The following is a 14592-nucleotide window of genomic DNA, read 5'->3' as shown; positions in this document are numbered from 1 at the left end:
AACATCCTTAACCCTTGATGCAATCGACGGTGTAACAACGGCCGTTGCCGTCATCTTCGTGTTGCAATCCATGAACATCCGCGACAAACCCAGGGAAACTGCTATCAAATGTCCGGGCAAACGCCAGGTAGTCGATGATCGATCGCGTCGATTCGGTAAAACGCTCGCCCGGCATAATCAATGGAATACCCGGCGGATAAGGCACCAGCATCACGGCTGCGATGCGCCCTGGCAAGGCATCAATGGAAACCGCCTCCACTTCCCCCTTCACCAACTGGTCGTAGGCGTCGGCCGGTTTCATCGCGATTTCCGGCAACACCGTGTACATCCTCTTGAGGTGCCTGGCAGTGGCATTGCTACGGTAACAGGCGTGCAATTGATCGCACAGGTCGCGCAAACCCAGGCCTTGATAACGGGCGGGGCCTTGGGCAAACACCGAGGGCAGGCAACTGGCCAGGCTGATGTTGGCGTCGTAGCTGCGCTTGAACTCCAACAATTCGGTAAGCAAGGTACTCCATTTGCCTTTGGTGATGCCCATGGAAAACAGGACCAGGAACGAATACAAACCGGTCTTCTCCACCACCAGCCCACGCTCCCAGAGAAACTTGCTGACCACCGCTGCCGGGATCCCGCAGTCGCTCAACGCGCCACCGGCGTTGAGGCCGGGCATGACCAATGTCACTTTGATCGGGTCCAGCAATACGTAATCTTCAGCCACGTCACCAAAACCGTGCCAATCATCCTCAGGCTGCAACAGCCAATCCGCCGTGGCGACGCGATCGATACCCGCTACCGAGGGCGGCTGCCAGATGGAAAACCACCAGTCCTCGGCTGCAATATGCTGGCGCAGGTTGGCCAGGGCACGTCGGAAGCTCAGGGCCTCGTCAAACATTTCCTGCAACAGCGAGCGCCCTGCGGGCCCCTCCATCATCGCTGACGCCACGTCCAGCGAGGCGATGATGCTGTACTGCGGCGAAGTGGAGATATGCATCATGAACGCTTCATTGAAACGGTCGCGGTCCAACTGCCGTGCGCCGCCGTCCTGCACATGAATCATCGAGGCCTGGCTGAACGCAGCCAGCAATTTGTGCGTGGAGTGAGTGGTAAACACCAGCGGGCTGTCGGGGGTTCGCGAAGTGCCCATGCCGTAGCGCCCGGCGAAAAACTCGTGAAACGCCGCGTAGGCGTACCAGGCTTCGTCAAAGTGCAGCACCTCGACACTCCCGCCCAATTGCTGCTTGATCAGCTCGGCGTTGTAGCACAGGCCGTCGTAGGTGGAGTTGGTGACCACAGCCAGCTTCACTTTCGCTGGGCGGCCACGGGTCAGCGGGCTGGCGTCGATCTTGGCGCGGATCGACGCGGGGCTGAATTCGCTGAGGGGGATCGGGCCGATGATGCCAAGTTCGTTGCGCTCCGGGCACAGGTATAGGGGGATGGCACCGGTCATGATGATCGAATGCAACACCGACTTGTGGCAGTTGCGATCCACCAGCACCAGGTCATCGCGACCGACCATCGAATGCCAGACGATCTTGTTGGCGGTCGACGTGCCGTTAATCACGAAGAACGTGTGATCGGCGCCAAAATTGCGCGCGGCGCGGGCTTCGGCTTCGGCCAAGGGCCCGGTGTGATCCAGCAGCGAACCCAGCTCCGGCACCGAGACAGAAAGGTCCGAACGCAGGGTGTTTTCCCCAAAGAACTGATGGAACGCCTGCCCTACCGGGCTCTTGCGATAGGCCACGCCGCCGCCATGGCCTGGCGTGTGCCAGGAGTAATTGGAGTCGGCGGTGTGCTGCACCAGGGCTTTGAAGAACGGCGGCAACAGGCCATCAAGGTAAGTACGCGCCGCGCGCGCGACCTGACGGGCCAGAAACGGCACGGTGTCTTCAAACAGGTAAAGGATGCCGCGCAGTTGATTGAGCTCACTCATCGCATCGGCCGGTGCATTTTCCAGGGTGACTTGCTCGCCCAGGGCAAAGATCGGCAGGTTGGGCGCTCTCACCCGCGCCAGGCGGATCAGCTCGACCATGTTTTGCAGCAAGTGGGTATTTTCCCCGGCGCCTTCGGCAGCAATCAGCATGCATGCCAGGCCGTGATGGGTAGACGCCACCAGCCGGCCTTCGGCGTAGTCCACCGCGGAAAAGATACTGAACCCCTCTTGTTCCAACTCTCTGGCGATGCCTCGAACCCGGTCACCGGCAACGGTGTCGGCCTTGATGTCTCGGTGCACGATAAGGACGGGAAACTTCAGGTCTTTATACATGAGGGCTTGTAGTCCTGAGGGCTATGCACTCAAGGGTAGAAGCTCGGGGACGATCTTGCGAACGTCCTGTGCGGGAGCGAGCAAGCCCGCGCCTACATCAGCTGGGTCCACAACGCCGGCGCACCCGCCGACTTTGCAATCGCTTCCAGCCGCGCCGCGTGCTCGGCCAGGTCCTGCTCGCTGGCGCGGATGATTGGGGTTGGCTTGCGATCGGCCGGCAGACGGCGGATTTCCGAAGGGCGGTTGCCCGAGCCTTCCGCCGAACCGGCACCATCGGAGGCGTTGCCGGCCAGGGACAGGCTGGTCTGCCCGCCGGTCATGGTCAGGTAAACGTCGGCGAGAATCTCGGAGTCGAGCAAGGCGCCGTGCAGTTCACGGCCGGAGTTGTCGACGCCATAGCGTTTGCACAAGGCATCGAGGCTGTTGCGCTGCCCAGGATGACGCTCACGGGCCATCATCAAGGTGTCGAGGATCGTGCAATGCCGGGAAATATCCGCACGGTCCGTCTGCCCCATCAGGGCAAATTCGTTATTGATGAAGCCGATGTCGAACGCCGCGTTATGGATGATCAGCTGTGCGCCGTTGATGAACTCGAAGAATTCATCGGCCACTTCGGCGAAACGCGGCTTGCCCTTGAGGAATTCATCGGTGATGCCGTGGACGCCAATCGCGCCTTCGTCACTTTCCCGGTCCGGTTGCAGGTACACATGGAAGTGGCGACCGGTGAGGCGACGACCCATGAGTTCGACACAGCCGATTTCAATGATCCGGTGGCCGTCGGTCACCGGCATGCCGGTGGTTTCGGTATCGAGTACAACAGATCGGATGGCCATCAGGGTTCAGCTCTCAACGGTGTGGTATGCAGTGTGGTGTGAGTCAACGTGGGCGATGTTAACACGTCAGCCAGCCTCAACTCTGCTTGTAGCCGCGCACTTCATCGACACCACGGTTGGCCAGTTGGTCGGCGCGTTCGTTGCCATGATGGCCGATGTGCCCACGCACCCATTTCCAGGTAATGTTATGGCGATTGCATTGCTCATCCAGCAATTGCCAGAGGTCGGCATTTTTCACCGGCTCCTTGGCGGCGGTCTTCCAGCCACGCTTCTTCCAGTTGACCATCCATTCGTTGATGCCCTTCATCACGTATTGCGAGTCGGTCACCAGCAGCACGTCGCAACGACGCTTGAGTTCTTCCAGCCCACGGATGGCGCCCATCAGCTCCATGCGGTTATTGGTGGTGTTGGCTTCGCCGCCCCACAGTTCCTTCTCCACGCCCTTGCACACCAGCAAGGCGCCCCAGCCACCGGGACCGGGGTTGCCCTTGCAGGCGCCATCGGTGAAGAGTTCTACGCTATCGGTCATCGGTTGCATCCATCAAGACGGGCCGCCGGCCATCGGCCGACAGTATCCCGAGGCCGAGTGACCCGGCCTGAAATCAAAAAAGAGTTTTACGGTTCGCTTTGCTTGCGATTGACCTTGGCCATCGGCATCGGCACCAGCTTGCCCATGGGCTGACGTAGCACCTGGCGTACCGGGCGCAGCCCCACCACGATCTTGCGCGCCACCACTAAATAGAAGCCGCCACCCGACAATTGCCAGGCACCCGCCCGACGTTCCCAGCCGGCCAGGCGGCCCTGCCACTTGGTCGACGCCAGCGGCGGACGATAGCACCCGAAGCGGCGTTTCTCCAGCGCGAAGCCCAGCAGGTTCAGCCAGTCACCCACCCGTGACGGCGAGATACAGCGTGCCTGGCGCAGCCCGTCATGGGCGAATACATGCCGCAGGCCCCAGCTGCTCCAGGGGTTGATCCCGATAATCAGCAAATGGCCGCCTGGACGCACGGCGCTGGCGGCTTCACGCAGCAGGCCGTGGGGCGACAGGCAGAAATCCAGGCCATGCTGCAACACCACCACATCGGCGGCGTGCTCGCTCAACGGCCAGGCCTGTTCCTCGCAGACAATCTCCACCCCCGGCAACGGCGCGCCCAGGCGTACATTGCGTTGCACCTGCGGCGCGGCAGGCGGCGTCTGGGCCGAGGGACCGTAATGCACCAGGTAACCACCAAAGAACCGCCCCAGCTCGTCCTCGAGCATGCGCCGTTCCTCGTCCAGCAAAAACTGCCCGATCGGACCCGACAGCCACTCCCGGGCTGCGCTGATCAGGGCCAGCCATTCAGGATCGGCCTGGGCGAACGCTTTATCAGTCATTGCATTCTCCAACTCGCCTAGACGTTCTAAGATGCACCAATGTGTTCAGCTTGGCGAATCAAAGAATGATACAGATCAGTGCCCTACCCGCCTTCACCGACAACTACATCTGGCTGTTGCAGGACCCCCATACCCACCGTTGCGCCGTGGTCGACCCCGGCGATGCCGCTCCCGTACTGGCCTGGCTCAAGCAGAACCCCGAGTGGCACCTCAGCGATATCCTGGTCACCCACCATCACCATGATCATGTCGGCGGCGTGGAGCAGATCAAACGTGTGACCGGCGCCAAGGTCTATGGCCCGGCCAACGAGCAGATCCCGGCGCGGGACGTCGACCTGCACGATAACGACCGCATCAGCGTACTGGGCTGGGATTTCGACGTGTATGCCGTGCCTGGCCATACCCTGGGGCACATCGCGTTTTATCACCCGGGCGTGCTGCTGTGTGGCGATACCCTGTTCGCCGCCGGCTGCGGTCGCCTGTTCGAAGGCACACCCGAGCAGATGCACGCCTCGCTTGAGCGCCTGGCGGCCCTGCCCGCCGACACGTTGGTGTACTGCACCCACGAATACACACAAAGCAACCTCAAGTTTGCCCAGGCCGTGGAACCGCACAACCGCGATATCGCCGAACGAGTGGAAAGCGTCAACCAACTGCGCGCCCGTGGCGAGATCACACTGCCTTCCAACCTGGCCCTGGAAAAGCGTACCAACCCCTTCCTGCGCACCTCTGAAACATCCGTTAAACAAAAAGCGGACGAACGGAATGGTCGCGACAACCGCTCTGGGGCCGAGGTATTTGCTAGCTTGAGGGCATGGAAAGATAAGTTCTAAGCCAACGCAATCTGATACGTAATTTCTGAATGGTTGACCGGAACCAAAGCGCTTTCTAGAATCGCCCGACATTTTTGCCCGGAACTTACTTCCAGCCAATGTCGTCATCTACTCGTAAATCCAACCATTCAGACGCATTGACCCGCCTGGCTCAAGCCGTGGCGGTGGCTGTCTCCGCAACTCTGGCGGGCTGCCAATCGACAAATTTCGCTGCACAATCCACCGTGCAACCCAAACCGAATCTTGCTGCCAAGATCAAGCAAAAACCTATCTGGCTTTCAGAGAAGCCCAGCCCCGAAGCCCCCCAGGATGTCTGGGAGCGCATGCGCCGGGGCTTTCAATTGCAGGACGGCCTGGGCGTCAACCCGCGCATCGAACAGCAACGCCTGTGGTTCGCGAGCAACCCTTCCTTCCTGGAGAACGCCGGCGAACGCGGCAGTCTCTACATTCACTACATCGTCGAACGCCTTGAAGAACGCAACATGCCCCTGGAACTGGCGTTGCTGCCAGTGATTGAAAGTGCCTACAACCCAATGGCCTATTCGCGCAGCGATGCGGTTGGCTTGTGGCAGTTCATTCCCTCCACCGGGCGCTACTTCAACCTGCGCCAGACCCGCGCCTACGACGGCCGCCGCGACATCACCGCCTCCACCACCGCGGCCCTGGACTACCTGACGCGCTTGCATGACATGTTCAACGGCGACTGGCTGCTGGCGCTGGCGGCGTATAACGCCGGCGAAGGCACGGTAAGCCGGGCCATCGAGCGCAACGAAAAGCTCGGTTTGCCGACGGACTACTGGAACCTGCCCCTGCCCCAGGAAACCAAGGACTACGTGCCCAAGTTCCTGGCGCTGTCCCAGGTGGTGCTGGCCCCGGAGGCCTACGGCGTCAACCTGAACCCGATCGCCAACACGCCGTATTTCGAAGTGGTTGAGGTCAAGCAAAGCATGGACCTGTCCCGGGTCGCGGCACTGGCCGAGATCGATGAAGACGAACTGTTCCAGCTCAACCCGGCGCTCAAGCAACGCACCACCCTGGATGGCCCGCAGCATCTGTTGGTACCCAGTTCGAAGGCACAGTTACTCACCAGCACGCTTTCGACGATGAAGCCGGAAGAATTGCTGGCGATGCGCCCGAAAAAACAGGTGTTCGACGAAGTTGAGACCGCGCGGGTGGCCGGCCGTACCCGCAGCTACAAGGTACGCACGGGTGACAACCTGACGCTGATCGCCAAGGCCAACAAGGTCGACGTACACGACCTGCAACGCTGGAACAAGCTCAATGGCCAGGCCCTCAAGGTCGGCCAGACCCTGGTGATGCAGGACACGCGCAAGCTGGTCGCCAAGGCCGACAGCAAGAAGCCTGTGCAATACAAGGTCAAGAAAGGCGACTCGCTGTACATCGTCGCCAAGCGCTTCAACGTCGAGATGCAACATCTCAAGCGCTGGAACCCACGCACTGGCCAGGCGCTGAAGCCGGGGCAGATGCTGGTGGTTTCCGGGCCGCGCTGATACCTCAAGAACACTGTAGAACCAATGTGGGAGGGGGCTTGCCCCCGATAGCAGTGTGTCAGCCACCAGATTCATTGGCTGATCCACCGATATCGGAGGCAAGCCCCCTCCCACATTGGTTCTCCAGTGTTTCCAACCGGCTTTTTCCAACCGGAACAAGCTGTTACTGTACCGAGCTTAAAGCCCAAGCCGCCTGGATCGGATCTCTGACTTGAAGCGACCCCTCCTTCTACTAATAAGTCTGGCCTTGAGCTTTGCTGCGAATGCGACGATTACCGAGAGTCACGGTTACACGCAGTTCGGCACGCTCAAGTACCCAGCCAAATTCACCCACTTCGATTGGGTAAACCCCGCAGCGCCGAAAGGCGGGACGTTGCGGGTCATGGCTTTTGGTACGTTCGATACCCTCAACCCCTACACCTTCAAGGGCTCAAGCCCGGTCTCCACGCCCAACTTCCTGCAATACGGCGTCAATGAGCTGAACGAGCCATTGATGGTCGGCACTGGCCAATACGCGCCATCCGGCGATGAGCCCACCTCCAGCTACGGCCTGATTGCCCAATCGGTGGAGTACAGCGAGGACCGCAGTTGGGTGGTGTTCAACCTGCGCCCCCAGGCACGCTTCCACGATGGCAAGCCAATCACTGCCTATGACGTGGCGTTTTCCTATCGCACCCTGCTGACCGAAGGCCACCCGCAGTACCGCACCAACCTGCAGGAAGTGGCGCGGGTCGACATCCTCAATCGTCACCGCATTCGCTTCGTGTTCAAACGCGCCGGCAACCCATTGCTGATCCTGCGCCTGGGCGAGTTACCGGTTCTGCCCCAGCACTACTGGAAAAATCGGGATTTCAAGGCCACCACCTTCGAGCCACCGCTGGGCAGCGGGCCGTACCGCATCAGCAAGGTCACCCCCGGGCGGCAACTGGTGTTCGAGCGGGTCAAGGACTACTGGGGCAAGGACCTGCCGGTCAACCAGGGCTTCTATAACTTCGACAAGGTCGAAGTCGAGTTCTACCGCGACAGTGACGTGGCCTTCGAAGCGTTCAAGGCCGGCGAGTTCGATATCTATATCGAACACCAGGCCAAGAACTGGGCGAATGGCTACAACTTCCCGGCCGTCAACCGCGGCGACGTGATCAAGGCGCAGATCGCCCACCAGATCCCGACCCAAAGCCAGGGCCTGTTCATGAACACCCGGCGCCCGACCTTCAGCCAGACCAAGGTGCGCGAAGCCCTGGGGCTGATGTTCGACTTCGAATGGACCAACCGAACGTTGTTCAGCAGTGCCTACAAACGCACCTTGAGTTACTACCCCAACAGCGAATTCTCGGCCACCGGCGTTCCGGTCGGGCATGAATGGCTGATGCTCTCGCCCTACCGCGACCAGTTGCCGGCCAACCTGTTGACCCAACCGTTCAGCCTGCCCCAGACCGATGGTCGCGGGATCCCGCGCGAGACCCTGCGCCGTGCCCTGGCCCTGCTCGGGGAAGCCGGCTGGAAGCTGTCCGGCCAACGGTTGCTCAACAAGGACGGCCAACCGCTGCGCTTTGAAATCCTGCTGGTCAACCCGAACCTGGAGCGCATCCTGCAGCCCTATGTCGAGAACCTGATCAGTGTCGGCATCGATGCACGCCTGCGCACGGTTGACCGAGCGCAATACAAGCAACGCCTCGATCAGTTCGACTTCGACATGATCCTGATCACCCTCAACCAAACCCTCAGCCCCGGCCTCGAACAGTGGCAGTACTTCCACTCCAGCCAGGCGACGATCAAGGGCAGCAAGAACTACGCAGGCATCGCCAACCCGGTGGTCGACCATCTGCTGGAACAACTGCTGGCCGCGCAGACCCGCGAAGAACAACTGGCCGCCGGCCGGGCCCTGGACCGGGTCCTGCTCTGGCAGCACTACAGCATTCCCAACTGGTACCTCAACTATCATCGCTTGGCGTACCGCAACCGGTTCGCCTTTGTCACCACGCCGCCCTATACCCTGGGCCTGAGCGCGTGGTGGCTGAAAGCTTCGGAGAAAGCCCAATGATGTCTTTGCGTACTGCACTGCTCGGCAGCCTGTTGCTGTGCACTGCGGCCAATGCCGCCCCGCAACATGCGCTGACCCTCTACAACGAACCGCCCAAATACCCCGCCGACTTCAAGCACTTCGACTACGTCAACCCGGATGCGCCCAAGGGCGGTACTTTCCGCGAGTCCGCGATGGGCGGTTTCGACAGCCTCAACCCCTACATCAGCAAGGGCGTGCCAGCGGACAACCTGCCGCTGATCTACGACACCCTGGCCATGCAAAGCCTGGATGAGCCCATCACCGAATACGGCCTGGTGGCCGGCAGGATCGAGAAGGCCCCGGACAACAGCTGGGTACGCTTCTACCTGCGCCCGGAAGCGCGCTTCCACGATGGCCATCCGATCCGCGCCGAAGACGTGGTGTTCACCTTCCAGGCCCTGATAAAAGACGGCTCGCCGCTCTACCGCACCTACTACGCCGATGTCGACGAAGTGGTCGCCGAAGACCCACTGCGCGTGCTGTTCAAGTTCAAGCGCACCAACAACCGCGAATTGCCGCTGATCCTCGGCCAATTGCCGGTATTGCCCAAACATTGGTGGGCGACCCGCGACTTCACCAAGGGCAACCTGGAAATTCCGCTGGGCAGCGGGCCGTACAAGGTGGCAGAGGTCAAGGCCGGGCGCATGATTCGCTATGAGCGGGTCAAGGACTACTGGGCCAAGGACCTGCCGGTCACCAAAGGCTTCTACAACTTCGATAACCGCATCACCGACTATTACCGCGACAGCACGGTATCCCTGGAAGCGTTGAAGGCCGGGCAGTTCGACTACTGGCTGGAGTTCAGCGCGAAGAACTGGGCCAACGCCTACAACATTCCCGCAGTGGCCGAGGGTCGGTTGATCAAGGAAGAAATCCCCAACGGCAACCCCACCGGCATGCAGGGCTTCGTGTTCAACACGCGCAAGCCCATGTTCCAGGACGTGCGCGTACGCAAGGCCATCAGCCTGTTGCTGGACTTCGAGTGGAGCAACAAACAGCTGTTCAATGGGGCTTACACCCGTACCCGCAGCTACTTCGAAAACTCGGAAATGGCGGCCACCGGCTTGCCCGGCCCGGACGAACTGGCGATCCTCGAACCACTGCGCGACAAGATCCCGGCCGAAGTCTTCACCCAGGCGTTCGAACCGCCCAAAACCGACGGCAGCGGCATGATCCGCGCCCAACAGCGCGAGGCTTACCAGCTGTTGCAGGAGGCCGGCTGGCGTATCGTCGACGACAAGATGGTCGACACCACGGGCAAACCGGTGACCATCGAGTTCCTGCTGGCCCAGACTGAATTCGAGCGTATCCTGCTGCCGTTCAAGCGCAACCTGGCAGACCTGGGCATCGACTTGGTGATCCGCCGGGTCGACGTCTCCCAGTTCGTCAACCGTATCCGCTCGCGGGATTTCGACATGCTGGTGGGCAGCTTTCCGCAGTCCACTTCACCTGGCAACGAACAGCGCGAATTCTGGAAATCCTCCAGCGCCGACAAGCCCGGCAGCCGCAACTACATGGGGCTCAAGGACCCGGCCGTCGACCAACTGGTGGAAGAGTTGATCGACGCCGACTCGCGCAAAAGCCTGATCGCCCACGCCAAGGCGTTGGATCGCGTACTCCAGTTTGGCTACTACGTGATCCCCAATTGGCACATCAAGACCTTCCGCGTGGCGTACTGGAACCATCTTGGCCACCCGAAAGTCTCGCCGCGCTATGACGTCGGCACCTCGACCTGGTGGGCCAAACCTGACACAAAACCTGCGATCCCCCTGAATACGAGCGCCGATCCGGCGAGCGGAGGCGATTAAATGCTGGCCTATATTGTTCGCCGCCTGTTGCTGATTATCCCCACGCTGTTCGGGATCCTGCTGATCAACTTCATCATTATCCAGGCCGCCCCAGGCGGCCCGGTGGAGCAGATGATCGCCAAGCTCGAAGGCTTTGAAGGCGCCACCAGCCGCATTGCCGGCGGCGGTGCGGAGGTGTCGGTTGCCGGCGCCAGCAGCTACCGCGGCGCCCAGGGCCTGGACCCGGCGCTGATCAAGGAAATCGAAAAGATGTACGGCTTCGACAAGTCGGCGCCGGAACGCTTGTGGATCATGGTCAAGAACTACGCCCGGCTGGACTTTGGCGACAGTTTCTTCCGTGACGCCAAGGTCATCGACCTGATCAAGGAAAAAATGCCGGTGTCCATCTCCCTCGGGTTGTGGAGCACGCTGATCATGTACCTGGTGTCGATCCCCCTGGGGATCGCCAAGGCCACGCGCCATGGCAGCCACTTCGACGTGTGGACCAGCTCGGCCATCATCGTCGGCTACGCGATCCCGGCGTTCCTGTTTGCGATCCTGCTGATCGTGGTGTTTGCCGGCGGCAGTTACTTCGACTGGTTCCCCTTGCGCGGGCTGACCTCCAACAACTTTGACGAACTGAGCTGGGGCGGCAAGATCCTCGATTATTTCTGGCACCTGGCATTGCCGATTACCGCCCTGGTGATCGGCAACTTCGCCACCATGACCCTGCTGACCAAGAACAGTTTCCTCGACGAAATCAACAAACAGTACGTGGTCACCGCCAAGGCCAAGGGGCTGACCAACCACCGTGTGCTCTATGGCCACGTGTTCCGTAACGCCATGCTGCTGGTGATCGCCGGCTTCCCGTCGGCGTTTATCGGGATTTTCTTCACCGGCTCCTTGCTGGTGGAAGTGATCTTCTCCCTCGACGGCCTGGGCCTGATGAGTTTTGAAGCGGCGATCAATCGCGATTACCCGGTGGTCTTCGGCACGCTGTTTATCTTCACCCTGCTCGGGCTGGTGGTGAAACTGATCGGCGACCTCACCTACACCCTGGTCGATCCGCGCATCGACTTCGCCAGCCGGGAGCATTGAGATGAACCTATCCCCCCTCAATCGCCGCCGGTTCGAGCGGTTCAAGGCCAATAAACGTGGCTGGTGGTCGCTGTGGCTGTTCCTGATCCTGTTCGTGTTGAGCCTGGGCGCCGAGTTGATCGCCAACGACAAACCGCTGGCGGTGCATTACGACGGCGACTGGTACTTCCCGGCACTCAAGCGCTACCCGGAGACCACCTTCGGCGGTGAATTCCCCCTGGAGGCCAACTACAAGAGCCCGTATATCCAGGAACTGCTCAAGACCAAGGATGCCTGGACACTGTGGGCGCCAATCCCCTTCAGCTACCAGAGCATCAACTACGACCTGAAAGTCCCCGCCCCCGCGCCCCCCTCGTCGATGAACCTGCTGGGCACCGATGACCAGGGCCGCGACGTGCTGGCGCGGGTGATCTACGGCTTCCGCGTGTCGGTGCTGTTCGCCCTGACCCTCACCGTGCTCAGCTCGATCATCGGCGTGATCGCCGGGGCCCTGCAGGGCTTCTATGGCGGCTGGGTCGACCTGGCCGGGCAACGCTTCCTGGAGATATGGTCCGGCTTGCCGGTGCTGTACCTGCTGATCATCCTCGCCAGCTTCGTGCAGCCGAACTTCTGGTGGCTGTTGGGGATCATGCTGCTGTTCTCCTGGATGAGCCTGGTGGACGTGGTACGCGCCGAGTTCCTGCGTGGGCGCAACCTCGAATACGTACGCGCGGCCCGAGCCCTGGGCATGCAGAATGGCGCGATCATGTTCCGCCACATCCTGCCCAATGCCATGGTCTCGACCATGACCTTCATGCCGTTCATCCTCACCGGCGCCATCGGCACCCTCACCGCCCTGGACTTCCTCGGGTTCGGCCTGCCGGCCGGCTCGCCGTCCCTGGGTGAACTGGTGGCCCAGGGCAAGTCCAACCTGCAAGCACCGTGGCTGGGCATGAGCGCGTTTGCCGTGCTGGCAATCATGCTGAGTTTGCTGGTGTTTATCGGCGAGTCCGCTCGCGATGCCTTCGACCCGAGGAAATGAGATGAATCAGGACAATCTGATCGAAATCCGCGACCTCTCCGTCGAGTTCGTCACGGGCGAGCATCACCACCGCGTGGTCAACAACGTCAGCTTCGATATCAAGCGCGGCGAGACCCTGGCGCTGGTCGGCGAAAGCGGCTCCGGTAAATCGGTGACCGCCCACTCGATCCTGCGCCTGCTGCCCTACCCGCTGGCACGGCATCCGTCCGGCACCATCAAGTATTCCGACCAGGACCTGCTGACCCTCAAGGAAAAAACCATCCGGCACATTCGCGGTAACCGTATCGCGATGATCTTCCAGGAGCCGATGACCTCGCTCAACCCCCTGCATTGCATCGAGAAACAGATCAACGAAGTGCTCGGCCTGCACAAGGGGCTGACCGGCAAGGTCGCCACCCGACGCACCCTGGAACTGCTCGAACTGGTGGGCATCCCCGAGCCGCACAAGCGCCTCAAGGCCCTGCCCCATGAACTCTCCGGCGGCCAGCGCCAACGGGTGATGATCGCCATGGCCCTGGCCAATGAACCGGAGTTGTTGATTGCGGACGAGCCGACCACGGCCCTCGACGTCACGGTGCAGTTGAAGATCCTTGAACTGCTCAAGGAGTTGCAGGCACGGCTGGGCATGGCCTTGCTGCTGATCAGCCACGACTTGAACCTGGTGCGGCGCATCGCCCATCGCGTGTGTGTGATGCAACAGGGTTGTATTGTCGAGCAGGCCGATTGCGAGACGCTGTTCCAATCGCCCCAGCACCCCTACACCCAGGAACTGCTCGCCGCCGAACCCAGCGGCGGACCGGCCAGCACGGCGATCGGGCCGCCCTTGCTGGAGGTCGACGACCTCAAGGTGTGGTTCCCGATCAAGAAAGGCTTTTTGCGCAACACCGTCGATTACGTCAAGGCGGTGGACGGCATCAACTTCAGCCTGCCCCAGGGCCAGACCCTGGGCATCGTCGGCGAAAGCGGCTCGGGCAAATCCACCCTGGGCCTGGCGATTCTGCGCTTGATCGCCAGCAAAGGCGGGATTCGCTTCGAAGGCCAGCAACTGGACACGCTCAGCCAACAGCAAGTACGCCCATTGCGCCGGGAAATGCAGGTGGTGTTCCAGGACCCATTCGGCAGCCTGAGCCCGCGCATGTGCGTCAGCGAGATCGTCGGCGAAGGTTTGCGCATCCACAAGATGGGCACGCCTGCGGAGCAGGAGGCGGCGATTATCGCGGCGCTCAAGGAAGTCGGGTTGGACCCGGACTCTCGGCATCGGTATCCCCATGAATTCTCGGGGGGCCAGCGTCAACGCATCGCCATCGCCCGCGCGTTGGTGCTCAAGCCACGCCTGATTTTGCTGGATGAGCCGACGTCGGCACTGGACCGAACGGTGCAGCGGCAGGTGGTGGAGTTGTTGCGTAGTTTGCAGGCCAAGTACAACCTGACGTATCTGTTTATCAGCCATGACTTGGCGGTGGTGAAAGCGCTGAGCCATCAGTTGATGGTGGTCAAGCATGGGCAGGTGGTGGAACAGGGGGAGGCGTCGGCGATTTTTGCTGAGCCGCAGCATGCTTATACGCGGCAGCTTTTGGAAGCGGCGTTTTTGGTTTGACCGGGGGGACTTGCGGTGGCTGTGGTAATTGCGGCTGGGGGGTCCGGGTACATATCCGTTGCTGCGGGAATGGCCACTGGCGGTTCCGCTCTTACAGCGGGTCACTTTTGGAAAAGAGCCCCAAAAGTAACCAAAAGGCTCATGCCCCACCACTCGGCACCTCGCCTAGGCTCGGTATGCCCGAACGCAGGCTTGAATCCGTGGGCCGCCGTC

Annotated in this window: 11 protein-coding genes; 7 read left to right on the top strand and 4 right to left on the bottom strand. The window is 61.0% G+C overall.

The annotated features are described in order from the left end of the window. Positions 1–7 precede the first annotated feature (7 nt). The 4 genes from ACODSV_RS18305 to ACODSV_RS18290 all read right to left on the bottom strand — a co-directional run bounded on the left by ACODSV_RS18305 (position 8) and on the right by ACODSV_RS18290 (position 4470). Positions 8–2263 (bottom strand): Orn/Lys/Arg family decarboxylase, encoded by a 2256-nt coding sequence (locus ACODSV_RS18305; protein ID WP_024075108.1) that lies wholly within the window; start codon positions 2261–2263, stop codon positions 8–10. Positions 2264–2355: 92 nt separating this feature from the next. After that, positions 2356–3090: a DNA polymerase III subunit epsilon gene (dnaQ, locus tag ACODSV_RS18300; RefSeq protein ID WP_168233117.1), complete on the bottom strand. Its 735-nt coding sequence runs from the start codon at positions 3088–3090 to the stop codon at positions 2356–2358. Positions 3091–3172: 82 nt separating this feature from the next. After that, positions 3173–3625 (bottom strand): ribonuclease HI, encoded by a 453-nt coding sequence (gene rnhA, locus ACODSV_RS18295; protein ID WP_069075857.1) that lies wholly within the window; start codon positions 3623–3625, stop codon positions 3173–3175. An 86-nt stretch (positions 3626–3711) separates the two neighbouring features. After that, a complete protein-coding gene (locus ACODSV_RS18290) occupies positions 3712–4470 on the bottom strand; it encodes a class I SAM-dependent methyltransferase (RefSeq protein ID WP_150055325.1) in 759 nt (252 codons plus the stop codon). A gap of 65 nt (positions 4471–4535) precedes the next feature. Here ACODSV_RS18290 and gloB point away from each other — a divergent pair, with 65 nt between their 5' ends. The 7 genes from gloB (at position 4536) to ACODSV_RS18255 (ending at position 14379) form a co-directional block, all read left to right on the top strand. Further along, entirely contained in the window at positions 4536–5303 is a 768-nt protein-coding gene (gene gloB / locus ACODSV_RS18285; RefSeq protein ID WP_024075104.1) for a hydroxyacylglutathione hydrolase, read from the top strand. Positions 5304–5401: 98 nt separating this feature from the next. Beyond that, entirely contained in the window at positions 5402–6814 is a 1413-nt protein-coding gene (locus tag ACODSV_RS18280; RefSeq protein ID WP_150055326.1) for a lytic transglycosylase domain-containing protein, read from the top strand. 211 nt (positions 6815–7025) lie between these two features. Further along, positions 7026–8855 (top strand): extracellular solute-binding protein, encoded by a 1830-nt coding sequence (locus tag ACODSV_RS18275; RefSeq protein ID WP_150055978.1) that lies wholly within the window; start codon positions 7026–7028, stop codon positions 8853–8855. Beyond that, complete coding sequence (locus tag ACODSV_RS18270; protein WP_150055979.1) at positions 8852–10684, top strand: extracellular solute-binding protein; 1833 nt, start codon at positions 8852–8854, stop codon at positions 10682–10684. Before ACODSV_RS18275 ends, ACODSV_RS18270 begins: the two co-directional genes overlap by 4 nt. Next, positions 10685–11761: a microcin C ABC transporter permease YejB gene (locus ACODSV_RS18265; protein ID WP_150055980.1), complete on the top strand. Its 1077-nt coding sequence runs from the start codon at positions 10685–10687 to the stop codon at positions 11759–11761. A gap of 1 nt (position 11762) precedes the next feature. Further along, the gene (locus ACODSV_RS18260) at positions 11763–12782 is read left to right on the top strand and encodes an ABC transporter permease (protein ID WP_024075099.1); all 1020 of its coding nucleotides are present in this window, start codon (positions 11763–11765) and stop codon (positions 12780–12782) included. Position 12783: 1 nt separating this feature from the next. Continuing rightward, entirely contained in the window at positions 12784–14379 is a 1596-nt protein-coding gene (locus ACODSV_RS18255; protein WP_150294002.1) for an ABC transporter ATP-binding protein, read from the top strand. Positions 14380–14592: the final 213 nt, after the last annotated feature.

The organism is Pseudomonas sp. FG86 (genome assembly GCF_057808775.1).
Note: the sequence above shows the minus strand (reverse complement) of the source record. Positions and strands in the feature narration are given on the sequence as shown.